This window comes from Stenotrophomonas maltophilia, from assembly GCF_013464915.1.
GTDB lineage: Bacteria > Pseudomonadota > Gammaproteobacteria > Xanthomonadales > Xanthomonadaceae > Stenotrophomonas > Stenotrophomonas maltophilia_AT.
Map to the genome: position 1 here is coordinate 130345 of NZ_RAVT01000005.1, position 22138 is coordinate 152482.

21 protein-coding genes are annotated in these 22138 nt (G+C 66.0%); 7 read left to right on the plus strand and 14 right to left on the minus strand.

The window, feature by feature from the left end; all coding sequences use genetic code 11:
* Positions 1-17: 17 nt before the first annotated feature.
* Complete coding sequence (locus D7T59_RS02000; RefSeq protein ID WP_180851146.1) at positions 18-719, minus strand: ankyrin repeat domain-containing protein; 702 nt, start codon at positions 717-719, stop codon at positions 18-20.
* 122 nt (positions 720-841) lie between these two features.
* Between D7T59_RS02000 and D7T59_RS02005 the strand changes: the two genes are divergently transcribed.
* Positions 842-1723 carry a LysR substrate-binding domain-containing protein gene (locus tag D7T59_RS02005; RefSeq protein ID WP_180851147.1) on the plus strand — a complete coding sequence of 294 codons (882 nt, stop codon included), beginning with the start codon at positions 842-844 and terminating at the stop codon, positions 1721-1723.
* Between the two features lie 131 nt (positions 1724-1854).
* A complete protein-coding gene (locus tag D7T59_RS02010; protein ID WP_180851148.1) occupies positions 1855-2292 on the plus strand; it encodes a DUF3806 domain-containing protein in 438 nt (145 codons plus the stop codon).
* Positions 2293-2369: 77 nt separating this feature from the next.
* On the opposite strand, the gene D7T59_RS02015 is transcribed toward D7T59_RS02010, so the two are convergent.
* The gene (locus tag D7T59_RS02015; RefSeq protein WP_180851149.1) at positions 2370-3530 is read right to left on the minus strand and encodes an amidohydrolase family protein; all 1161 of its coding nucleotides are present in this window, start codon (positions 3528-3530) and stop codon (positions 2370-2372) included.
* Between the two features lie 183 nt (positions 3531-3713).
* On the opposite strand from D7T59_RS02015, the gene D7T59_RS02020 reads away from it, so the two are divergent.
* On the plus strand, positions 3714-4355 hold the full coding sequence (locus D7T59_RS02020; RefSeq protein ID WP_164136488.1) for a hypothetical protein: 642 nt from the start codon (positions 3714-3716) through the stop codon (positions 4353-4355).
* Between the two features lie 47 nt (positions 4356-4402).
* Here D7T59_RS02020 and D7T59_RS02025 read toward each other — a convergent pair whose 3' ends face one another.
* Positions 4403-5074 carry a hypothetical protein gene (locus D7T59_RS02025; RefSeq protein ID WP_180851150.1) on the minus strand — a complete coding sequence of 224 codons (672 nt, stop codon included), beginning with the start codon at positions 5072-5074 and terminating at the stop codon, positions 4403-4405.
* 562 nt (positions 5075-5636) lie between these two features.
* Here D7T59_RS02025 and D7T59_RS02030 point away from each other — a divergent pair.
* Positions 5637-7016: a GlcNAc-transferase family protein gene (locus D7T59_RS02030; protein WP_180851151.1), complete on the plus strand. Its 1380-nt coding sequence runs from the start codon at positions 5637-5639 to the stop codon at positions 7014-7016.
* Between the two features lie 57 nt (positions 7017-7073).
* Here D7T59_RS02030 and D7T59_RS02035 read toward each other — a convergent pair whose 3' ends face one another.
* Positions 7074-9800 carry a TonB-dependent receptor plug domain-containing protein gene (locus D7T59_RS02035; protein WP_180851152.1) on the minus strand — a complete coding sequence of 909 codons (2727 nt, stop codon included), beginning with the start codon at positions 9798-9800 and terminating at the stop codon, positions 7074-7076.
* A gap of 215 nt (positions 9801-10015) precedes the next feature.
* On the opposite strand from D7T59_RS02035, the gene D7T59_RS02040 reads away from it, so the two are divergent.
* Positions 10016-10615 carry a GNAT family N-acetyltransferase gene (locus D7T59_RS02040; protein WP_180851153.1) on the plus strand — a complete coding sequence of 200 codons (600 nt, stop codon included), beginning with the start codon at positions 10016-10018 and terminating at the stop codon, positions 10613-10615.
* Here D7T59_RS02040 and D7T59_RS02045 read toward each other — a convergent pair.
* A complete protein-coding gene (locus D7T59_RS02045) occupies positions 10612-11394 on the minus strand; it encodes a CDP-diacylglycerol diphosphatase (protein ID WP_180851154.1) in 783 nt (260 codons plus the stop codon). The genes D7T59_RS02040 and D7T59_RS02045 overlap by 4 nt on opposite strands.
* 68 nt (positions 11395-11462) lie before the next feature.
* Complete coding sequence (locus D7T59_RS02050; protein ID WP_180851155.1) at positions 11463-12119, minus strand: decarboxylase; 657 nt, start codon at positions 12117-12119, stop codon at positions 11463-11465.
* A 170-nt stretch (positions 12120-12289) separates the two neighbouring features.
* On the opposite strand from D7T59_RS02050, the gene D7T59_RS02055 reads away from it, so the two are divergent.
* On the plus strand, positions 12290-12586 hold the full coding sequence (locus tag D7T59_RS02055) for a hypothetical protein (protein ID WP_164136481.1): 297 nt from the start codon (positions 12290-12292) through the stop codon (positions 12584-12586).
* A gap of 98 nt (positions 12587-12684) precedes the next feature.
* Here the strand turns inward: D7T59_RS02055 and D7T59_RS02060 are convergent, their stop codons facing one another.
* The 8 genes from D7T59_RS02060 to D7T59_RS02095 form a co-directional block, all read right to left on the minus strand.
* A complete protein-coding gene (locus tag D7T59_RS02060; protein ID WP_180851156.1) occupies positions 12685-13569 on the minus strand; it encodes a hypothetical protein in 885 nt (294 codons plus the stop codon).
* A 131-nt stretch (positions 13570-13700) separates the two neighbouring features.
* Complete coding sequence (gene dld / locus D7T59_RS02065; RefSeq protein ID WP_180851157.1) at positions 13701-15407, minus strand: D-lactate dehydrogenase; 1707 nt, start codon at positions 15405-15407, stop codon at positions 13701-13703.
* Entirely contained in the window at positions 15404-16543 is a 1140-nt protein-coding gene (gene lldD / locus D7T59_RS02070; RefSeq protein ID WP_010485059.1) for an FMN-dependent L-lactate dehydrogenase LldD, read from the minus strand. The genes dld and lldD overlap by 4 nt, the downstream gene beginning before the upstream one ends.
* A 4-nt stretch (positions 16544-16547) precedes the next feature.
* Positions 16548-17312 carry a transcriptional regulator LldR gene (gene lldR, locus D7T59_RS02075; protein ID WP_012480578.1) on the minus strand — a complete coding sequence of 255 codons (765 nt, stop codon included), beginning with the start codon at positions 17310-17312 and terminating at the stop codon, positions 16548-16550.
* A 53-nt stretch (positions 17313-17365) separates the two neighbouring features.
* Positions 17366-19024, minus strand: coding sequence for an L-lactate permease (gene lldP, locus D7T59_RS02080; RefSeq protein ID WP_164136477.1), 1659 nt, complete (start codon positions 19022-19024; stop codon positions 17366-17368).
* Between the two features lie 232 nt (positions 19025-19256).
* Positions 19257-19709 carry an MgtC/SapB family protein gene (locus D7T59_RS02085; protein WP_111111908.1) on the minus strand — a complete coding sequence of 151 codons (453 nt, stop codon included), beginning with the start codon at positions 19707-19709 and terminating at the stop codon, positions 19257-19259.
* A 130-nt stretch (positions 19710-19839) separates the two neighbouring features.
* The gene (locus tag D7T59_RS02090) at positions 19840-20598 is read right to left on the minus strand and encodes an SDR family NAD(P)-dependent oxidoreductase (RefSeq protein WP_180851159.1); all 759 of its coding nucleotides are present in this window, start codon (positions 20596-20598) and stop codon (positions 19840-19842) included.
* A gap of 128 nt (positions 20599-20726) precedes the next feature.
* Positions 20727-20999 (minus strand): hypothetical protein, encoded by a 273-nt coding sequence (locus tag D7T59_RS02095; RefSeq protein ID WP_164136475.1) that lies wholly within the window; start codon positions 20997-20999, stop codon positions 20727-20729.
* Positions 21000-21044: 45 nt separating this feature from the next.
* On the opposite strand from D7T59_RS02095, the gene D7T59_RS02100 reads away from it, so the two are divergent.
* Positions 21045-21998, plus strand: coding sequence for a helix-turn-helix transcriptional regulator (locus D7T59_RS02100; protein ID WP_099553206.1), 954 nt, complete (start codon positions 21045-21047; stop codon positions 21996-21998).
* The last annotated feature ends 140 nt before the right edge of the window (positions 21999-22138 follow it).

Genomic DNA, 22138 nt, shown 5'->3' on the forward strand with positions numbered 1-22138 from the left:
GTGGAAGGGGCGCTGTATCAGCGCGTCGCGCCGTGCTGGCGCAGCAGGGTTTCAATGTCGGCATGGCCGCGCTGACGGGCATGGGCCAGCGGTGTAACACCATCGCCATCGGCCAGCTCCGGGTCGGCACCGGCCTCCAGCAGCAGCTGCACAATCTGTACATGGCGCGCACCGCCGTCGCCGAGCAGGATCGCTTCCAGCAGCGCGGTCCAATGCAGGCGGTTGACATGGTCCACCGCCACACCGGCCCGCAGCAGGGTGCGCACGGTGGCGACATGGCCGCGCTCGGCGGCGGGAATCAGCGCGGTTCCGCCATAGCGGTTGGTGCTGCGCAGATCGGCGCCGTGCGCCAGGGTCATCGCCAGGATCTCGTCCAGGCCGCGCGCACCGGCATACAGGTAGGCGCTGTCCTGCAGAGCATCCTTGGCGTTGACGTCGGCACCGGCTTCGATCAGTTCACGCGCGGCATCCACGTTGTTGCCGTGCGTGGCCAGCAGCAGCGCGGTGCGGCCCTGGCCATCGCGCGCCTCCAGATCGGCCCCCTGCTCGATCGCCTCGCGTACGGCATCGGCGTCGCCACGGCTGGCGGCATCACGCAGGCGCGCACCCCCATCAGCCTTGGGGGTCGCAGTGCAGGCAGGGGTGACCATGGCCAGAAGGCACAGCAGCAGCATGCCCGCCAGAGGCGCGGGCCAGCGAAGGGAACAACGGAAGCGCATGGCAGTGTCTCCTCATGTCCGTCGCCACGGAGCGCCGCGTGACGGTAGCAACAGCCGGGCATTGCCGGCTCCTGCCCTGCATGGTAGAAGTCCCCCCGGGCATCCAGAAGTGAAATGTTCAAATGCAAGACAGTGCCAAATCGAATAGAACCCTGTTCGAGCTGGACCTGCTTCGGGCGCTGGTGATGGTGGCCGACTGCGGCAGCTTCACCACTGCGGCTACGCGCCTGCATTCAACCCAGTCCACGGTCAGCCAGAAGGTGCGACGGCTGGAAGAGATGGCCGGACACCGTCTGCTTGAACGCGGCCACCGCGACGTGCATCCCACCGACGCCGGCCATACCCTGCTCGGTTACGCGCGGCGGATGCTGGATCTGAACGACGAAATGGCCCAGGCCCTGGCCGGGGCTACGGTGGAAACCGCCGTGAGAATCGGCGTGCCGGAGGACTTCGTCAACCCGCAGACCACACGCATGCTGGCCGCCTTCAGCCGCCGCCACCCGCAGGTGAAGCTGGAGATCAGCAGCGGCCTAAGCCGCGACCTGGCGCACGGCTTCGACCACGGCGAACTGGATCTTGTGCTGGTCAAGCAGCGGCGCAACAGCCGCCAGGCGGTGCACTGCCGCCGCGAGCCGATGCACTGGATCGACAGCCTGCGCAGCAGCTGCCTGCAACAGGATCCGCTGCCGCTGGTCACGTTCCCGCCGCGCGGGCTGTACCGCGACGAGATGATCCACGCCGTGGAAGCGTTGGGCCTGCGCTGGCGCATCGCCTTCACCAGCTCGTCGCTGAGCGGCATCCAGGGCGCCGTCGCCGACGGCATCGGCATCAGCCTGCTGCCGCGCCGTGCGGTCACCCGCGAGCACCGCATCATCGATGGCGAGCATGGCCTGCCGGTGATCGACAACTACGAGATCGGCCTCCTGCATCGCGCCGACGCTGATGACGCGGTGCGTGCGCTGGCCAGCGAGCTGTGGCGGCAGGTGCAGCGCGAACCGGATTGAGCACGGTGGATCCACGCCATGCGTGGATGCAACTCGCGCATTCGTCATCGGAATCTGATCAGAGCGGCCGCGCGGGGGCTTCCCTCTCCGGCTAGAGTGCGTGCTGTCTCCGTGCTCCACGGCGCCTTGCCATGTCCGACGCAACCCCGACCCGCTTCGATCCCCTGCCTGCGGCGCTGCAGACGCACCTGCAGCACCAGCGTTCGCTGATCGCCGCGCGCGTGGCCGCCGGATTCCCGACGTTGCCGGTACAGTGGCCGCTGGCGGCCACCACCCTGCAGCGCGTGATCGATGCCGAGCTGATCGATCGTGACGACTGTGATGGCTGGGAAGCGCTGGGCGTGGCGTTCGGTGACACCCTGGCCCAGCGCGTGCCGGGCCTGGCATGGATGCAGGTCACCGATGCCTGGGGCATCGACGCGGTGCTGCGCTATGCCGACAGCAGCCTGCAGATCGGCGCCAGCACGCTGCTGCTCAAGCGCATCGAACAGGGCGAGATCATCGACATCGCCCACCTGCTGGCGTGGCTTGAGGAATTCGTCGCCACCCGCGCCGACGATTACGCCTGACGGCCCATCGGGGTAGATCCACGCCGTGCGTGGATGAATGAGACCACGCGATGGTGCCATCCACGCATGGCGTGGATCTACAGCCAGCGGCCGTCGACCACCACGCGTCGCTCCAGCGGCACCGCTGCCACCGCGGCCGGGCCGTGGTCGGCGCGCACCGCCACGAACGTGGCCGGCAGGCCTTCGGCAAGACCGTAGCGCGGCAGACCGATCACCTGCGCGGCATGGGTGGTGACCATGTCCAGCGCCAGCATCAGGTCGGCATCGGTGTAGAAACCCGAGCGATAGCCGAGCAGCATCGCCCGCTGCAGCAGGTCGCCATTGCCATAGGGCCACCAGCAGTCGCGGATGTTGTCGTTGCCTGCGAACACGCGCACACCGGCATCATGCAGCGCACGCAGCGGCGGGAACGGATGATCGCCGGGTGCATTGCTCATGATCGCCACGCCGGCCGTGGCCAGCGCTTCGCCCACCTGCAGCGCACGCGCCAGCGGCACCTCGCCCAGCGAATACGCATGGCTGACCGCTACGCGCCCCTGCAGACCGGCAGCCCGGGTACGCGCGGCGATGCGCAGCAGCTGGGCCAGACCGGTTTCGCCGGGCTCATGCAGATGGATGTCCAGCAGCGCGCCGTAGCGTTCGGCCAGGCCGAACAGCAGTGCCAGCTGGCCTTCGGCGTCGCCGTCCAGGGTCGTCGGATCGATGCCGCCCAGCACTTCCACGCCGGCGGCAAGAGCCTGCTCCAGCACAGCCGCGGTGCCCGCACAGGACATCACACCCGCCTGCGGGAATGCCACCAGCTGGATGCGCATGATGTCGGCGCAGCGCAGTGCAGCCTCGCGTACTGCCTCAAGGTGGCGCAGGCCGGTGCTGCCATCGATATCCACATGGCAGCGCATCGCCACCGTGCCGAAGCCGCTGCACTGGCGGATCAAGGCTTCGGCGCGATCCACCATCGGTGCTGCGCCGGCCACCGCTGCCTTTTCCACCGCCAGCCGTTCACGCAGGCTGTTTACCGGCTGGTGCGGATGCCAGCGATCGCCGACAAAGCTCTTGTCCAGGTGGATATGGCCATCCACCAACCCCGGGAGCACCGCAAAGCCCTGCAGGTCGATGCGGTCAGCCCCCTCGGCCGGCACGGCATCGCCATTGAGGCCGCTGATGCGACCATCACGGATATGGAAATGCAGCGGCGCACCGTTGCGGTCGACACCGCCATGGACAAACTGGAGGGTCATCGGGAGCTCCCGGAAAGCCAATATGGGCGCCATCGTGCGCCTCACCACAGCCATCAACCAACGAAATATCTGGATGGCATGCATTCACCAGAACGATCGATGCCGCTGCGACCACCGGCCGCAGCTACGCCGTACACACCCCTGAACGGGTACCATAGGCGCCTGTTTCCGCTGTGATGCCGCATGGGCCCGTCCGACCGCCACGATCGCCTCCGCCGCTGGCAGGCCGCGTCCCTGCTTGCCGCCGCCCCGATCGCCAGCCTGTCCGCCACCGATGCAGCGGCTGCCGCGCCGCTGCAGTCGCCGCCGGGCCAACAGCGCATCGCTCCGGCGGCGCTGGTCGAACGCCTGCACCAGCGCGTGCTGTCCGGGCAGAGCGCCACCGCCACGCTGGAACACTGGTGCGCCGAACATGGCCTGGCTGAACAGGCTCGTGTACGCGCGGTGCGCATACACGGCCACGACAAACCGGCCCCGGCCGACGTACTGCAGGCACTGGCTGCAGCACCCGGCGCCGAACTGCGCTATCGCCGCGTGCAGCTGGTCTGCGGCAGCCGCGTGCTGTCCGAGGCGGACAACTGGTACCTGCCCGGCCATCTCAGCCCGGCCATGAACCAGGTGCTGGACAGCACCGATGAACCCTTCGGTCGCGTGGTCGGTCCGCTCGGCTTCCAACGCCAGACCCTGGCCGACCAGACGTTCTGGCCGCCACGTGGCGAAGGCGACCACGGCGTGATCCTGGAAGTGCGCGCCCTGCTGCGCGACCGCCAGCAGCAGCCTTTCAGCTACGTCATCGAGTCGTACCTGGTGCAAGTGTTGCCCTGATCGAGGCAGCGCCGGCCCAGGTGCGGGCGCTGCCCAACCATGCCAGCCTATTGGTTGGCGATCATCGAACGGGCAGCAGGATCGGTGGAAAACACGAACCTTCCCTCATGGTTCCGCTGGTCGAGCTTCTTGCTCAGGCCCGAGAAACTGTAGGTGGGCGCAGCAGTGTCCAATCCAAACTTTTCGGTCCAGGCTTCGTACTCTTCAGCCGATCCGATACGCACCGAACCGATGCACAGGCTGTATCCACACGCAAATTCACCCAGGGATTCGTCCTTTCCGAGGCTGCGTGCAATCGCCTGCCTGTAGTGGGCGGTCAGGTCCTGCGCTTCAGGACGCTTCCCGGCATCATCGGCAAATGCCCGGACTGTCTTTTCGAAAACCTTGTCCGATGTGAGGATGGCATCGCTTTGCTCCACGGACAGTGCACCGTCCTGCATCAATACACTTTCTGCAGCCAGATAAGGCGAATCCCCTGCGGACATGCCTCCGCCAGCAGATGACGGAATCGTTCCGCGTGCGCTCGCAGCCGTTGCAGGCGCCACTTCCTGGCCACTGCCCTGGCCACTGGCCGCGTTGCGTACGGCGGCAGATGACGATCCGGCGTTCGCCCGTGCGGCTCCACCCGCTGCCACATCATCCTGCGCGCACCCCGTTACAAATACTGCTGCCATCGTGATCAAAAGTACCCGTGCATCCATGTTCCATTCCTCCTTCACGCTCGTTGTCCGGCCCCCGTAGAGGCCGGATTCAAACCGGTACTACCTGTCGCGCAGGCTGCAGTTACTCTTCGGGCGGAGGCGTGCGGACCACGCGGGTTACGCGCCCGCCACAACAATCCGTTATGGTGTAGCCACCGTTGCCAGTGTTCTGCACGACACACCTTGACGTGCAGGTATAGCGCGCGCCACCGACGGTTACCGAATCTCCCGCCGATGCCGTTCCACTGGCCATGGCGAGTCCACCCAACAGGATCGGACTTACGATGAGGCTTGCCTTCATTGATCTCTCCTTGACTCTGGCAGTCTGCAATGCTGGGTCACTCCAGCAGCCGAAAACTAGCAGCGGTTAATGCGACGGTCAATTACATAAATGCGAATCGGAAACCATCAATGGAATACAAATAAACCTGCGGATGATTCTTTCGATTTCATCAGGCCCGATATCGAAACATGCATCTCGATAATACTTTCGATAATTGTGTTTCCAATGCGCCCCATGCGTCGTGCATGATGTCGGTCATTCGCATTTCCTTGCCTGACCGACCCGAGAAAATCGAAGATGGATCTTCCAGCAAGCCTGTTCGTCCAGATACCCAGTTATCGCGATCCGCAACTGATTCCAACACTCATCGATCTCGTGCGGCGCGCGGCCGCGCCGGCCGCACTTCACGTGGTGGTGTGCTGGCAGCATGGTGATGAAGCAACCCTTCAGGATTTCCTGGCTGCGGGCTTCCAGCTGGAATCGAGCTGCATCGGCGATCAGCATCCGATTCATCGCCTGCGCCTGAACGAGGCCGAAGTTGAACTGATCGAGGTGGGCTTCATGCATGCCCGCGGCTGTGGCTGGGCACGAAGGCTGGCGCAGGAGCGCTATCGCGACGAGCGCTACAACCTGCAGATCGACTCGCACCACCGTTTCTCGGATGCATGGGACGGTTTACTGGTGGAGATGCTCGAATCCCTGCGTGCACGTTCATGCAAACCGCTGCTGACCGGATACCCGCCCGCGTTTCAACCCGAGAGCTATCCCGATACCCGGCAGAACCATGTTGGTCAGATGCTGGTCCGCGGCTTCAATAGTGTAGGTGTGGTCAGCTACAAGGCAGTGCGCATGCCCCAGGATCCCGTACGCCACGAACCGATGCGAGCTCGATTCATCAGTGGCGGGTTCCTGTTCTCCGACGGGGAGTTCGTGCGGGAAGTCATGAACGATGCAGACCATTTCTTCTCGACGGAAGAGATCGTCATGGCGGTCAGGGCTTATACACATGGCTACGACTTCTTCCACCCCCATCGGCCGCTGCTGTGGCACCAGTACAACTCGGATGCGAACAGGGTGTGGGATGATCACTCCGACGAGCGCCGGTCACGCGGGGAAATCGAAGCCAGTGCCTTTGATCGCTCGCTGACGGCGTCGGGCAAGGCAGTGAGCATGCTTGCAGCAGCCGGATCAGGAGATGCGACCGCACTGGCCATGCACGGGCTCGGCTGCAAGCGCTCCCTGCAACAGTACGAGCGCTACGCCGGGTTGAGCTTTGCTCACCGGGGCGTGCACGAGGAGGCGACACGTGCAACCGAGCCTGACAATGCTCATTTCGCGACGGATGAGCAGCACTGGCTGGACAAACTGATCTGCCGACGTGTCTTTCAGGTACAGGTCAAGCGGTTGGGCGCAGAAATCGGCTCTGCCGATGATCTCGAGTCGCTGGTGCTGACCGCCCAGGCCGAGGACGGCACCACCGTCGGCCGGCGCGAGTTGTCACCGGAAGATCTCCAACAACTGATCACCCGGGGTGAATATGTCTGCATCGACCATTTCAGCAGCTGCCCGTCGCGTCTTCCTGCCTGCTACCAGATGCAGGTTGGCGGCAATTCCCAGGATGATGCCAACCGGTTCCAGGTGATCGTAGGGGAAATTGAGGAAGACCTGATTGCCTGAGCGCTGGGATCCCGACGAAAAGCCCGGCATTGCCGGGCCTTTCGTTCGCCTGCCGGATCAGCGGAACCGGTAATCCAGTTGCACCCAGTACTGGCGGCCGTACGGGTCGTAGTTGCCGACCGGGTAGAACGGCCAGCCGCCTCCGTTCTTGTCCGCCGGCGGGCGGCTGTCACGCAGGTTGTTGACGATCACGCCCACCGACAGGTTCTCGCCGAACTGGCGGAAGACGCTGGCGTTGTAGGTCATGTACGGCGCGATGCGGCCACTGCCATCGGTCTTCGGCAGCGAGCCGAAACGATTGCCGTACAGGGTGGTGGTCCAGTCACCCTGGTTCCAGGTGATGCTGCCGTTGGCCTTGCTGCGCCACTGGTAGACATCCAGCGAATTGCGGATGTCACGCTCGGGGTCGTCGGTGAACTGCCGGTATTTATGCTCCAGCACCACCGTATAGGCCAGGCGCGTGGTGAAGCGGCCATAACGGCCGGCATCGAAACGCCAGTTTCCCTTCAGGTCCAGCCCGCGAACCGATTCAGAGGCGGCGTTGATCGGGTTGATCAGCACACGGGTGACCTGGTCCGGCTGCACCGTGGCATTGGACGGGTTGCGGATCACACGCGACAGCGCGTCCTGGCACAGCGGTGAACCGATATCACGCGCCTCGCCGCCCAGCGTCTTTCCCAGCCGGCAATCGGCCTCGTCTCGCAGGATGCGGCTGGTATCCAGGCTGGTCACCTCGTTGTCGATGCGGATGTCGTAATAGTCGGCACTGAAGTCCAGGCCGGCCAGCGGCGACCAGACCACGCCGAACCCATAGGACTTGGCCGATTCCGGCTGCAGCTGCGCGTTGGCACGGTTGCTGTAGTCGATCGACAGGCCGTTGTAGTCGCAGTTGTCGTACGACTGGCCAGCAGTCCGGCAGCGCCAGTAGTCGGTCATGCCCGGGTTGTAGCCGCGGGTCTCGGTCGCGAACACGTAGTTCATATCCGGCGCCCGGAAGCTGGTGGCAGCCGTACCACGGATCAACAGGCTCTCGAACGGGCGGAACTCGACGCCGAAGCTCCAGGTTGCCTTGCCGATGTGCTCGCCGCCGGCACGGTACTGGTCATAGCGACCGGCCAGAGTGGTGGTCAGCGACTGCAGCAACGGCAGCTGCAGCTCCACGCCAGCGGCATAGCGGTCGCGCTCACCACCGGCACCGATACCGGCGCTGGTGTTCCAGAACTCGCCGGTACCCAGGCGCGGGTCCGGGCGATTGCGGTAACCCTGGCTGCCGGCCTCGACCACGGCGGCCAGCGCGGCGTCGCCACCGGGCAGTGCGAACAGCCGGCCGTTGACGCTGGCGCTGAAAGTCTGCAGCCACGCCGCGTTGCGGCTCTCCTGGTAGCCGGACAGGCCCTGGTACTCGGTCGGGTTCAGCGGCTGGAACAGGCGGGCCGGGTCCGGCGCATAGACCTCTACGCCATTGCGCACGCCCAGCTTCGGGCCAAGCAGGTACTCGTTGATGCCGGCCAGCAGCACCGGGCGACGGGTGCGGTTCTCGTAGCGGGAGCGGCTGTAGACCACTTCATAATCCCAGCCACTGTCACCGATCTGGCCGCGCGCGCCGACGTTGAACGACCAGGAGTTTTCCAGGAAACGGTTGGCATTGCGCGGCAGGCCGCCGACTTCCTCGGGCGCAAAGCGGCGGTACCAGCTTTCCAGGTTGCCGGTGGTCTGGTTGTAGAAGTAGTTGCGGGCCGAGGTCCAGGTGGGCGCACGGGTGTTGTTGGTGATGCGTGCGCTGCCCACGGCAAGATCGGCGAACAGGTCGGTGCTGTCGTTGACGTGGAAGGTCAGCAGGCCGTAGCCGTTGAGGTTGCGCTTCTCGGTCTGCACCGTCCAGTAGCTGGCGGCGGCCTCATTGCTGCCGCAGTACCAGCCCTGGCGCGGATTGAAGGCGCGGAACACGCTGCCGCCATAGATGTCCGACGCCGCGTCGCAGCCATCGACGCCCGGATCGATGTTGCGACCGGTGGCGGCGTTGCGGCGATAGGCGATCGCGGTCGCCTGCGGCGCCTTGCCGGCCGGATCATCCTCCAGCGAATCCATGAAGTCGCGCTGCCGCGCATGGATCGCCTTGCGCACGTCGAACTCGAAGCCGAACAGGGCATCCCAACGCTCGCCGGAACTACCACCGACCACCTGCGCGCGCTGGTTGTCGCCACCGCCCTGCTGGGTGCCGCCGGCGCGCACGTTCACGTCCACCCCTTCAAAGCGGTCCTTGAGAATGATGTTGACCACACCGGCAATGGCATCCGAGCCGTACACCGCCGAGGCGCCGGCAGCCAGCACCTCGATGCGCTCGATCAGGGCGCTGGGAATGTTGGCCAGGTTGACCACGTTCACCGAGCCCTCGTAGGCCAACGGGTAGTCGGCCTGGCGGCGTCCGTTGACCAGCACCAGCGTGCGGTTCGGGCCAAGTCCGCGCAGGTTGATGGTGTTGGCCGCCGGAGTGAAGGTGTTGCCGAAGTCCTCGCCCTGCACGTTGCCGGTGTTTTCGGTCAGGGCGCTCAGCGCGTCGAACGCATTGCGGTAGCCCTGCGCGTCGATCTGCTCGCGGCTGATCACGGTCACCGGAGACGGCCCTTCGACGCTGGCGCGCGGAATGCGCGAGCCGGTGACCTTCACTTCCTGCAACGAGGTGGGTGCGCTTTCCTGCGCGAAGGCCGGCAACGAGACCAGCATCAGGGACGACAGCGCGAGCACCAGCGGACGCGGGCGCAGCGCCTTGTGAGAGGCGGACATGGGCTTCCTGGGGGAGTGGGTGGTGGTACGGGAGCAGCGGCCTGAGCGGCGCATAACGATCCCGTAACGAAAGTGTCCTGAATGGGTGGTTTCAACGGAAATGACCAGCCCTGATGGACTTATGCCTGAACCGAATCAGGCTCCGCCCGGTGATCGTCGCGTTTTTGCAATCTTTTGAATGGTCTGGCGAACCGGGCATTGCCATCGTTCCGGGGATGATGACCCCGAACCCCGCACCCCGCCTTACCCCTTTGCGCCCTGTGTCGCGCCGCCACCTGCTGCAGCTGCAGGTGGCACCGGTCACGCTGCGCCCGTTCCAGCGGGCCGACCTGCCGGCCTGGCGCCTGTTCGACGACCGACGCCGGCGCGGTCGGCATCTTCACTCGGGCATCGACGAAGAAGCACGTTTCCTCGCCCACATGCACCGCTCGCGCCTTGAGCAGGACAACGACCAGCTGATGCTGGGTGTCTTCGATGACCAGCACGGCATCGTGCTGGACCAGTTGCACGTCCGCCTGCATTCGCTGCACTCGCGCTGTGCCGAGCTGCTGTCACTGCAGCATTGGCATGCACACACCGATGCGATGCTGCAGGCCCTGTGCCCGTTCCTGTTCGAGGATGTCGGCCTGCACCGCCTGTTCGTGATGCTGCCGCCGGACTGCAACGCGCCGTTCACCCAGGCATTGCGAACGCGGGGCTTCGAGCAGGAAGGCGTACTGCGCGATCAACATTTTGGGCTGGATGGCTGGCAGGATCGCCAGCTGCTGGCGCTGACCGCACCGATCTGGCGCAGCCAGCACCAGGCGGGGGATTAGCGCACCCGCTCCATCGCATCGCGGGCACCGGTCAGGACCGTGCAGGCATGGTCCTGCAGCTCTTCGCCGCTGGCCTCGTTGCCGCTGCCTGCGTCGACGCGGGTGGCGAGCAGGATGAAGCCAGGGCCAGCCTGCACGTTGTCCCGGCCAGCCACCACCAGGCTCCATTGGCCGACATCGCCCACGCCGCTCAGGTCATAGGCGAGCAGGTTGAGCGGATTGGCAGTCAACGCTGCACCCGGCAGCAGCCGGGCCTGGTACTGATGGCCGCGCAGCAGCACCGGCAGTGGCGTCCACCGGGTGCCCAGGGCACCGGCATGTGCATCCAGGGCCTGCAGCACATCGGCGCGCAGGCAGTCGACATGGATATGCAGCTGGTGCTGCGAGCGGCCATGCGGTGAATTCAGCGCCAGGCTGGCGACGCTGCGTGGCAGCGGCTGGCCAAGGGCCCGCTCGGTATGGCTGCGGGCCTGCCAGGCTGCGGCAAAGTAATTCGGCGCACCGCGCTGGTACAGGGCCCGGTTCTCGATCCCGCTGACCTTGTCCAGCGGCATCAGCAGGAACTGGTAGTCACCATGCGCATCCTTGACCAGCACATCGCGACGGTCCGCCGCTGCCTCCACCCGCAGGCAATCACCCCGCGGGCCTTCGGCGCCACGGCAGTCACGTTCGATCAACCGCCACAGCGCATCGGAATGGGCCGGCGGCGGCGGCGGCGGCGCGCTGGCACAGGCGGACAACAGCAGCAGGGATGGCAACAGGAAGGGGCGCAGGGACACGGCAACGGCTCACGGAACAGGCACGGCAGACGGCGCCGCGCTGCATTCTAGCCAGTGCAGTGCTGCAATCAGTAGGTGCCGAACGGCACTTCAACCACGATCGGAGCGGCGCCCTCGCCTGTCTGCAGGGTGTAGCGGTCCAGCGCACCATCGTCGTCGGCATGCGGCTGGCGCTGGAAATGCAGCGGGTAGCGGGTGTCGCCCAGGCGCAGGGCGCTGCCATCGGCCTCCAGCGCGGCACCTTCCGGAATCAACAGCCCGCCCAGGTCGCTGTAGGCGCCCGGCACATCGGCGAAGCTGTAGTCGGCCAGTTCGTCCACCCGCTGCATCGCGTAAACGTGCGGAACATAGGGACGCGCCGGGCTGCGGCCATTGCTCAGGTCGGTCACCCAGGCCTGTGGCAGGTGGTACTGCTCGCGCAGCGCGGCCACGCCCAGCGATGGACTGGCCACCTGCAGGCAGCACACCGTGCGCTTGCCCTCGCGGTCGAGAATGGCGAAGCGATCTCCACGGGTGGCGGCCCGCGGCAGCATGGCGAAGGCCAGGTTGCGCTGGGCCGGTACGTAGCCGGCCTCGGTCTGCAGGTTGCGCCAGGCACCGAACACCGGGGGGTCTACCGGCGCAGGTTCCGGTTCGGCGGCGGTGGCGGCAAACGCCATGCCCAGCATGGACAGCGCCAGTGCCATCATCGTCCTGCCCTTTTCGCGGATACTGCCTGCCGTCATACCGTGTCCAGCACCTGCACCGGAATGGCCCGGCCCGCCCGCTGGCGTGCTGCCAGTCATCCCTCCCACTATGCAACGACCACGCTGTGCCGGCAATGACCAGGGTGCTGACGCCTTTTGCACGCCGGGTGCTATCGTTCCCGCCATCTCCCCTGCGCAGGAGCGCTCGCATGTCCACCTTCCGTCTGTTCCTGTTGCTGCCCGCCTCGGCCCTGCTGCTGTCGGCCTGCGTCAGCACGCCTGGCCCGGAAGTCAAAGGCAGCGGCCGCTGCGACGCCAGCCAGCTGGGCTGGGCGATCGGCCAGCCAGCCAACGAACCCAACATCCGCCGCCTGTCTGCCGAAAGCGGTGCCGGCCTGGTCAACCCGATCGGCCCCAGCACCATCACCACCAAGGACATCCGCCAGGACCGCCTGCGCGTGTTCGTGGACAAGGACAACATCATCACCGCCACCCGTTGCGAGTAAGCGCCGCGGGGGGGTCTGTAGAGCCGAGCCCACGCTCGGCTGCTCTCCGGTCAGGCCGCACGGAAAGCCAGCCGAGCGTAGGCTCGGCTCTACAGGGTTCAGGGTTCGGTATAGCCGGCACAATCCGGCAGTGGCTGGTCGGGGAGGAACATCCCATCACTGAAGCGGAACAGCCGCGTATAGGTGCACGCCGGATCCTGCTCGGTGCGCAGGTCCTTCTTCTTCAGCGGCCCCTTGGCCAGCGAATCCTCGAAACGTGAGACGCCGGCCGGGAACCGCGTCGCCACCGTCTGGTAGCGCAGCACCGGCATGCCCTGCCCTGCAACGTCCAGCCCCAGCTTCGCCGAGAAGCCGTACTCGTCGTGGCAGGCGCCTGCGCGCTGCTTGCTGTCCTGTTCACTGAAGCAGGCACGGATCATCGCGTTGCCCAGCCATGGCAGGGTCAGCACATCATCGTCCACCTGGATGTCGTCCTGCAGGTGGCGCACCCGTGCCAACTGCAGCGTGGATGCGTCGGCACCTCCACCGGAATACATGGCGTTGAACGTGACGATGCCGCCCACCAGCACGTTCTGGCGGGCGCGCTGCTGCGGGTCGGTCACCGGTTCATCGCTGCCGACACCCGGAGCCAGGCGCACAATCCAGGGCCACAGCTTCAGCTCGCTTTCCTGCGGCACATCGATGCTGACGTGATAGCTGTGGAGCTTGCCTTGGTCCTGCGCCTTTTCCAGCACTTCAAGCATGGTGGGCCGGTCACCCTCCTCGGAGACCGGCTGCACGCGCACGCACCAGTTGCCGTCCCGGGTGCAGTCATAAAGCCCGGACGGTCCAGTCTCATTCGCGATCAGCACCTGCCCCAGCGGCTCCATCACGTTGCCGGCGGCATCATGCTGTTGCGGCAGGATCGAGCCCTGGGCCAGCACCAGCAGCGGGGTCGCCAGCAGTGCAGCGCTCAGGGTGGCGCGGGCGGCAGCGGTGGGCATGGATGGCTCCTGCATACGGGCTTCCGATGGTAACCGTTGACCGGGCGGCGTCGAGCCATGCTCGACTGCTGTCTATCGGGAAGAGCAGCCGAGCATCGGCTCGGCTCTACAGTAAAGCCGCGTTGTATCCGTCAATGCCCATTGCAGTCGCAGCCACCCCATCCCTTCGCCTTCGACGTCTGGCCAATACCCGGGTTGAAGGTATTGCTCGGATCAAGCTGCCTGTAGAAGCCCGCCAGCGCCGGCTTGGCCGGGTACAGGTGACCGACATTGTGCTCGGCCGGATACTCGGCGCCACGCTGGTCCAGCAGCGCCCACATCGCATGCTCGATCGCCATCGGGTCTTCGCCCTTGCGCGCGATGTAGTCCTGGTGGAACACGTGGCACAGGAAGTGGCCGTAATACAGCTTGTGCAGCAGGCGGCCGTCTATATCGGCCGGCAACTGCTCGAACCAATCGGCATCATCCCGGCGCAGGGCAATATCCAGCGCGACGATGTCCTGCACCTGGTCGCGATGCACCTCGCGGTAGCGCACCGCGGCACCTGCCACGGCGAAGCGATGCAGGAAGGCCTTGCGCCCCTCCTCCGCCGTGCAGTGGAAATAGCCGCCTTCGTGGCCAGCGAAGAAGTCGCGCAGCCAGGCTTCGGTGTCCGCTGCGTCCTGCGCGGACACCTTCAGCAGCAGGTGATGCTCATAGCGCTGGCGGAACTCGCCCATGCGCTTGGGCAGGTGCGAGGGCAGCAGGCCTGTCAGCACCTGCATCACCCGGTCGGTCACCCCGCGCAGGCCCAGCCGCTCGAACCAGCCGTCAACCCGGCTCTTCAATGCAAACGCGGCCGGCACGCGCGCGGTGCCGAGGCGGTCGATCAGCAGGAAGCTGTCCTTGCCGTAGCGTTCGCCGATGTCATAGGCATCGCGGTGGATGTATTCGCCGGCAATCGGCAGGCGTTCGAAGCCGGTCAGCAGCTGGCGTCGGATCGCGGTGAGGCTGTCGGTGCGGTTGCTGCCGATATAGAAGACCTCGGCCACCTCTTTTTCGAAGGTGTCCAGGCGCACCGCGAACACTGCCAGCTTGCCGGCAGATCCCGCTGCCTCGAAGTGGCGGCTGGGGTCGGCATTGAATCGCGCCGGAGTATCGGCATCGACCCGGCGCACTTCCTCGGCATAGCGCGGATCGGAGGCGGCGCGGCCGTCACCGTCACCCACGTCGGCAGCACGGTAGTCACCTGCCTGCAGGCGCTGCAGGATCTGCTCGGGCGTATCGCCCAGCGCGATGCCCAGATGGTTGACCAGCTGCAGCCGGCCCTGCGCATCGACCTGCGCGTACAGTGCCAGTTCGGTATAGGCTGGGCCACGGCGCACCAGCGCGCCGCCGGAGTTGTTGCAGATGCCGCCGAGTACCGACGCACCGATGCAGGACGAGCCGATCACCGAATGCGGCTCGCGGCCGAGCGGTGCCAGCGTCTGCTCCAGCCGGTCCAGCGTCGCGCCAGGCAGGCACAGCACCTGGCGGCCCTCGTTCAACAGCTGGATGCCGGTCAGCCGCAGCGTGCTGACCAGTACGATCGGACGCCCGTAGTCGTTGCCATCCGGGGTCGAGCCACCGGTCAGGCCGGTGTTGGCCGCCTGCAGGATGATCGCTGCCCCACCCTGCACCGCCGCCTGCAGCACGCGCCACAGTTCCAGCAGCGTACCCGGGCGCACCACCGCCAGCACCGGCCCTTCGCCGAAGCGATAGCCGCGGCGGAAGCGGCGCGTGGCCTTGTCGCCGGTCAGCACATGGCGACTGCCGACCGCGTCGCGCAACTGCGCCAGCACGGCATCGTGGCCGCTCACGGCAGGCTGACCAGTGAATCGCGGCCGATATCGGCGATGCGACGCGCGCCGGTCAGCGTCATCGCCACCCGCATTTCCTTGGCGATCAGGTCCAGCAGGTTGGCCACGCCGGCCTCGCCCTGCGCGGCCAGCGCGTAGACGAACGCGCGGCCCAACAGCACGGTGTCGGCCCCCAGCGCCAGCATGCGCACCACGTCCAGGCCGGTGCGGATGCCCGAATCGGCGAGGATCTTCAGGTCGCCCTGCACGGCATCGGCAATCGCCGGCAGTGCGCGTGCGGTGGACAGCACGCCGTCCAGCTGGCGGCCACCGTGGTTGGAGACCACGATGCCATCGGCGCCGAACTTCACCGCATCCCGTGCGTCATCCGGGTCGAGGATGCCCTTGATCACCATCGGGCCCTTCCAGAACTCGCGGATCCATTCCAGATCCTTCCACGAAATGGACGGATCGAAGTTGCTGCCAAGCCAGCCGATATAGTCCTCCAGCCCGGTCGGGTTGCCGCGATAGGTGGAGATGTTGCCGAGGTCATGTGGGCGGCCGAACAGGCCCACGTCCCATGCCCAGTGCGGGTGGGTGATGGCCTGGCCGATGCGGCGCAGCGAGGCGTTCGGGCCGCTCATGCCGGAGTGCGCATCGCGGTAACGCGCGCCCGGCACCGGCATGTCCACGGTGAACACCAGCGTGGTCACGCCGGCGGCCTGCGCCCGCTCCAGCGCGTTGCGCATGAAGCCACGGTCGCGCAGCACATACAGCTGGAACCACATCGGCCGCTGGATGGCCGGCGCCACTTCTTCGATCGGGCACACCGACACGGTGGACAGGGTGAACGGGATGCCCCGGCTGTCGGCCGCGCGCGCCGCCTGTACTTCGCCGCGCCGTGCGTACATGCCGGTCAGCCCGACCGGCGCCAGCGCCACCGGCATCGCCAGTTTTTCGCCGAACAGCTCGGTTTCCAGGCTCAGGTCGGACATGTTGCGCAGGATGCGCTGGCGCAGCGCGATGTCGGACAGGTCGGAAACGTTGCGCTTCAGCGTGTGCTCGGCATACGCGCCGCCATCGATGTAGTGGAACAGGAACGGCGGCAGCCGGCGTTGCGCTGCGGCACGGTAATCGGTGGAGGCGGAGATGATCATGGGGTCAACCGTGTGGGGAAGGTAGACGCGAGGCCCGCGCACGCCGGGCTTCGTTGTCATCGAGGGTGCGCAGCGTGGTGTGCACGAACTCGAGGTGGGCATGCGCGGCGGCGCGCGCGCGTTCCGGGTCGCCGGCCAGCACCGCGTCCATCATCTCGCGGTGCTGGTCGGACAGCGGCGAAAAGGTTCTCGCCGACGTATAGAGCTTCTCGCGGCTCTGCGAGATGTTGGTCTGCAGCAGCTCGAACAGGCCGCGCATCACCTGCAGCAGCACCAGGTTGTGCGAGGCCTCGGCGATGGACAGGTGGAAGGCCGCATCGGCCTCGGCTTCACCGGTGGGGTCATCCTTGCCATGCGCATCCATCATGGTCTGGAAGGCCTGCGCGATGCGCGTGCGGTCCTCGTCGGTGGCACGCAGCGCTGCATGCCAGGCAGTGGCACCTTCCAGCGCGTGACGGATCTCCAGCACGTCGAAGCGATACTCCGGGTCGCCCTGGAACAGCGGCAGGTACGGCGCCAGCGGTTCATCCAGGGCCTGCCGCGCGCGCGCCGCCGGTTCGGCCACGTAGGTGCCGCCACCAACCCGTGCGGTCAGCAGACCCTGGCTGGCCAGCTGCGCGATGGCCTCGCGCAGTGCCGTGCGCGAGACCCCCAGCTGCACTGCCAGCGTGCGCTCGGCCGGCAGCCGGTCGCCCGGCTGCAGCCGCTGTTCCTGCACCAGGCCGCGCAGCTGTGCGGCCACCTTATCGGAAATACGTTGCGTGCTCATGGCGCCATTGTGGCCCGAAGCGCGCAGCGGATGGTCAGCTGACCGTGCATGGCTCAGGGAATCATCCAGGTCAGCCAGTAGGCCTGCGCCAGGGTGATCAGGCCGACCATCGTAGTGAAGATCAGGCTGTGCTTCACCGTGAAGCGGAACAGGTCCGATTCCTTGCCGGCCAGGCCGACCGCCGCACAGGCAATGGCGATCGACTGCGGCGAGATCATCTTGCCGGTGACACCGCCGGTGGTGTTGGCCGCGACCAGCAGCACGTCGGACACGCCGATCTGCTGTGCGGTGGTGGCCTGCAGTGCCGAGAACAGCGCATTGGACGAGGTATCCGAACCGGTCAGGAACACGCCCAGCCAACCCAGGAACGGCGAGAAGAACGGGAACGCGTCGCCGGTATGCGCCAGTGCCAGCGCAAGCGTTGCCGACAGGCCCGAATAGTTGGCGATGAAGGCAAAGGCCAGCACCATCCCAATCGAGTAGATCGGCATGCGCAGCTCACGCACTGTCTCGCCGAAGGTCTGCAGCGCCGAACGGGCCGGCATGCGCAGCGCGATGATGGCGATCACCGCGGCCAGGATGATCGAGGTGCCGGTGGCCGAGAACCAGTCGAACTTGTAGATGGCCTCGTAGCTGAGCGGCGCATCCACGATCGGCGGCATCTTCTGCACCATCTGGTCCAGGCCCGGCACCGGGATCTTCAGCACCCAGCTTTCCAGTGGACCGCCGGCCGCGAACAGCGACTTGAACGGCTTGATGCTCCACAACGTGACCATTGCTGTGAGGATCAGGAACGGCGACCACGCCTTGGCGATCTGGCCGACGCTGTAGCGCGGCGCTTCCAGTGCCTGTGCGGCCGCCTCGGCGCTGGTTTCGGTATCGAAGCGGAAGATCCGCACCGGTTTCCAGCGGCGCAGGAACAGGGTCAGGCACACCAGCGACGCCAGCGACGCGGTGATGTCCGGCAGTTCCGGGCCGATGAAATTGGAGGTCAGGTACTGGGCGATGGCGAACGAGCCACCGGCCACCAGCACCGCCGGCCAGGTTTCCTTGATGCCGCGCCAGCCATCCATGATCGCCATGATCCAGAACAGCACGATGAGGGTCAGGAACGGCAGCTGGCGGCCGGCCATCTGGCCGATCTCGAATGCATCCAGGCCGGTGACCTGCCCGGCCACGATGATCGGAATGCCCATCGCACCGAACGCCACCGGCGCGGTGTTGACGATCAGGCACAGGCCGGCGGCATACAGCGGCTTGAAGCCCAGCCCGACCAGCAGCGCCGCGGTGATCGCCACCGGCGCGCCGAAACCTGCCGCGCCTTCCAGGAAGGCACCGAAGGCGAAGCCGACCATCAGCATCTGCAGGCGCTGGTCTTCGGTGACCGACAGGATGGAGGCACGGATGATGTCGAACTGCCCGGTCTTGACCGAGACCTTGTAGAGGAACACCGCGCCGATGATGATCCAGGCGATCGGCCACAGCCCATAGACGAAGCCGAAGCCGGCCGCGCCCAGCGCCTGGGTCAACGGCATGCGGTAGAACAGCAGGGCCACACCCAGCGCGATGGCCACGGTGATGGTGCCGGCCAGCCAACCCTTCATGCGCAGCACGGCCAGGGCAACGAAGAAGAACGCGATCGGCAGCAGCGCGATCAGGCTCGACAACCACAGGTTGCCGGCGGGGTCGTACAGGTGTTGCCAGGGCTGCATGGAAGCTCTCGACTGGGGGCGGGATGTGCCCCACCGCAGGCGGTGGGTCGCCGTGCCTGTCGATTATTGGTCGTACCAATATCAATCTGGATCAGGCCACGTGGAGCGGATTTAACCGCCACTCCGACGAAGTGCCTATTAGACCATAGGGCTAGATCACATATTGGTCGTACCACTACAGCCACCCGTGGTAGTGCCGGCCGCTGGCCGGCAACCTCGTCCGCCCCCWCCCCTACGAGATCTTCTTCTCCAACCGCCGCATCACCGCCAGCACCAGCACGCACAGCACGCTGACACCAATCGCAATCACGTATTTGCCGATACCCACGGCAATGCCGATGGCAGCCGCCATGATCAGCGAGCTGGCCGTGGTCAACCCGCTGACCTGGTCCTCGCGCGAGCCGCGCAGGATGGTGCCGGCGGCCACGAATCCCACGCAGGCCACCACCGCTTCGATAAGACGTACCGGGTCAACCTGCAGCAGGTCGCGGTAACGCTCCTGCTGGAAATGCTCTGCCACTGAATCGCCGAGTCCAACAATCAGCGCAGCAGCGCCGGCAATCAGCATGTGGGTGCGCAGGCCGGCGGCGTGCTTGCCCATTTCGCGCTCGACGCCGAGTACGCCGCCGAACAGCATCGCTGCAGCCACGCGCAGCAGGATCGAGACATCCTGGGTAAGTTCCATGGGCAAGACTCCGGTAACTTCCCGGAGCGTCGCGTGGCACCCGTGGCACAGAGGTGAAGACCACGCCACAGTCCGTTCACCTGGCAGCGCCGGGCCATGCCCGGCGTCACCGCACCCTGCGTTCAACGCATCACTGCGCCAGGTAGCCACCATCGATGGCGTAGTACGCGCCGGTCGCGAACGAGGCATCGTCACTGGCCAGCCAGGCCACCAGTGCTGCCACTTCTTCGGCCGTACCCAGCCGCTTCAGTGCATGCCGCCCTTCCAGCGTGGCGCGTACCTTCGGGTCCATTTTCTCCAGCAGCGGCGTGCTGATGAAGCCCGGGCCGACCGCGTTGACGCGGATGCCGTCTGCTGCATGCTCCCAGGCTGCGGTCTGGGTCAGCCCGACCACGCCGTGCTTGGCCGCCACGTACGCGGTGGAACCGGCATAACCCACCTGGCCCAGGATCGAGGCCATGTTGATGATGCTGCCACCCGTGCCGGCGGCACGCATGGCCTGGATCTGCGCACGCTGGCACAGGAACACGCTGGTGAGGTTGACGTCGATCACGCGCTGCCATCCTTCCACCGGATAGTCACCACTGCTGGCCGCCGGTCCACTGATGCCCGCGTTGTTGACCGCGATATGCACGCCGCCCAGCTCCTTTACCGTGCGCTGCACCGCCGCCTCGACGGCGGCATCGTCAGTCACGTCCAGCGCGATGCCGATGGCCTGCGCACCACTGCCCTGCAGCCATGCCACCGTGGCATCCACCGCGTCCTGCTTCAGGTCCCATACCGAAACGCGCGCACCGGAAGCGGCCAGGGTCTGCGCGACCGCCAGGCCGATGCCGGATACGCCGCCGGTCACGATCGCGGTCTTGCCGGTGAGCTGGTAATCGATCATCTGCATTCTCCATCTGTGGGGGTATCGATGCGGCGTGTCGCCGCGAACCCGTCACGCTACGCCTTCATCCGTGATGACCCGGCAGACAGCCCGTCCGCGGGTGATCGTTCCACGCGTAAAACCTCAACTCAAGTTGATGTATGGAATTGCGTACGGATATGCATGCAAAACGCTGGCGTATGTTCAGCAGCATTTTCACTTTGGCCGTAATCGTCAATCGTTTTGACCATCTCGAAATCAAATGCAGATGAATCAAGGCGACAATGGGAAACGTTTCCAGTTTCTTCGACACACTCATTCCAATCTGGCGTTTCCCCAGCCATCCAGCGTGCCATCGCCACCGCATCGCAGCGGGTCCGCACAGGCCACGACCGGAACTGCATCTGCAATGCAGAGCGCATGGGCGAGGTACTGCCAGTGTCCACCTCCTGCGCACATGCCGAGCAATGTCCCGATACTTCACTTTTGCCGATTACCGCCGCTTCGGCCACCGCCACGGCTTCGATTACCGCGCTGACCCGGAACACCTGCGCGACGACCAGTGGGCCGGCCATGGCGAAGTCAACGAGCAGTTCCTGCGCGGTGGCATGAGCCTGATCGCATCCGACGTCCACAATCGCTTTCCATACGTCGCCACTGCCCAGCAGAGTCCCGGGCTGGCCATCCGCGTGATGCTGCAGGGGCAGGTGGATGTACGCATTCCCCGGCGCAGCGGCTTCACCCTGCGCGCGGGCACTGCGATGACCGCGCACCACCGCGAACAGGTCGAAATGACCGGTGCACATCCCGGCGAAACGCGCATGCGCGGCGTCAGCGTGATGGTACCGGCGGAGATCGATCCGGATCTGTTCCAGCTGCCGCAGCTGCACACGGCGCTCAGCACTCACCTGGAGTGCCGCCACTGGGCGATTCCGCACACCCTGCTGCCGGTGCTGGGCCAGCTGTTCGACAGTCCCTGGCAGGACGGCATCGATGCGCTGTGGCGCGAGGGCGTCGCCCTGCAGTTGCTCGCCGTCGGCCTGCAGGCCGAGGACCTGCAGACCGAGCAGGTGCGCACCCTGCGTGCTGGCCAGCGCGAACGGCTGGAGCGGGTGCGCGCCTACCTGCATGATGACCCCAGCCATGCCCACAGCCTGGTCGAACTGGCGCAGCTGGCCTGCATGAGCCCCAGCTCGCTGCGCCGTCACTTCGCCCAGCAGTACGGGAGTTCGGTGTTCGACTACCTGCACGAGCAGCGCATGCGCCACGCCGAGCAGGGCCTGCGCGAAGACGGCTGGACGGTCGAGCAGGCCGCTGCCGCCAGTGGTTACCGTCACCCCAGTAATTTCGCCGCCGCGTTCCGCAAGCGCTTCGGCCTGGTGCCCAGCCGCTGGCGCACGGGCCCCTCGAAGGTGGGCTGAAGGCCCAGGCCCTGGTAGGCGTCGATCTTGGTCGATCGGCATGCCATGGCCCAGCCTTGGTAGGTGTCGACCTTGGTCGACACGCTCTCGCGCCATCGCGGATGCCGGCCAGCGGCCGGCACTACCAAAGCCGTCGTGCA

Excerpts from the sequence above, each read along its gene's own strand:
- D7T59_RS02030 (WP_180851151.1), top strand. The coding sequence starts at position 5,637 with ATGGATCTTCCAGCAAGCCTGTTCGTCCAGATACCCAGTTATCGCGAT.
- D7T59_RS02055 (WP_164136481.1), top strand. The coding sequence starts at position 12,290 with ATGTCCACCTTCCGTCTGTTCCTGTTGCTGCCCGCCTCGGCCCTGCTG.
- D7T59_RS02005 (WP_180851147.1), top strand. The coding sequence starts at position 842 with ATGCAAGACAGTGCCAAATCGAATAGAACCCTGTTCGAGCTGGACCTG.
- D7T59_RS02000 (WP_180851146.1), bottom strand. The coding sequence starts at position 719 with ATGCGCTTCCGTTGTTCCCTTCGCTGGCCCGCGCCTCTGGCGGGCATG.
- D7T59_RS02050 (WP_180851155.1), bottom strand. The coding sequence starts at position 12,119 with ATGACGGCAGGCAGTATCCGCGAAAAGGGCAGGACGATGATGGCACTG.
- D7T59_RS02040 (WP_180851153.1), top strand. The coding sequence starts at position 10,016 with ATGATGACCCCGAACCCCGCACCCCGCCTTACCCCTTTGCGCCCTGTG.
- D7T59_RS02035 (WP_180851152.1), bottom strand. The coding sequence starts at position 9,800 with ATGTCCGCCTCTCACAAGGCGCTGCGCCCGCGTCCGCTGGTGCTCGCG.
- D7T59_RS02095 (WP_164136475.1), bottom strand. The coding sequence starts at position 20,999 with ATGCGCTCTGCATTGCAGATGCAGTTCCGGTCGTGGCCTGTGCGGACC.
- D7T59_RS02100 (WP_099553206.1), top strand. The coding sequence starts at position 21,045 with ATGTCCCGATACTTCACTTTTGCCGATTACCGCCGCTTCGGCCACCGC.
- D7T59_RS02010 (WP_180851148.1), top strand. The coding sequence starts at position 1,855 with ATGTCCGACGCAACCCCGACCCGCTTCGATCCCCTGCCTGCGGCGCTG.
- D7T59_RS02085 (WP_111111908.1), bottom strand. The coding sequence starts at position 19,709 with ATGGAACTTACCCAGGATGTCTCGATCCTGCTGCGCGTGGCTGCAGCG.
- D7T59_RS02060 (WP_180851156.1), bottom strand. The coding sequence starts at position 13,569 with ATGCCCACCGCTGCCGCCCGCGCCACCCTGAGCGCTGCACTGCTGGCG.
- D7T59_RS02015 (WP_180851149.1), bottom strand. The coding sequence starts at position 3,530 with ATGACCCTCCAGTTTGTCCATGGCGGTGTCGACCGCAACGGTGCGCCG.
- D7T59_RS02020 (WP_164136488.1), top strand. The coding sequence starts at position 3,714 with ATGGGCCCGTCCGACCGCCACGATCGCCTCCGCCGCTGGCAGGCCGCG.
- lldP (WP_164136477.1), bottom strand. The coding sequence starts at position 19,024 with ATGCAGCCCTGGCAACACCTGTACGACCCCGCCGGCAACCTGTGGTTG.
- D7T59_RS02090 (WP_180851159.1), bottom strand. The coding sequence starts at position 20,598 with ATGATCGATTACCAGCTCACCGGCAAGACCGCGATCGTGACCGGCGGC.
- lldR (WP_012480578.1), bottom strand. The coding sequence starts at position 17,312 with ATGAGCACGCAACGTATTTCCGATAAGGTGGCCGCACAGCTGCGCGGC.
- lldD (WP_010485059.1), bottom strand. The coding sequence starts at position 16,543 with ATGATCATCTCCGCCTCCACCGATTACCGTGCCGCAGCGCAACGCCGG.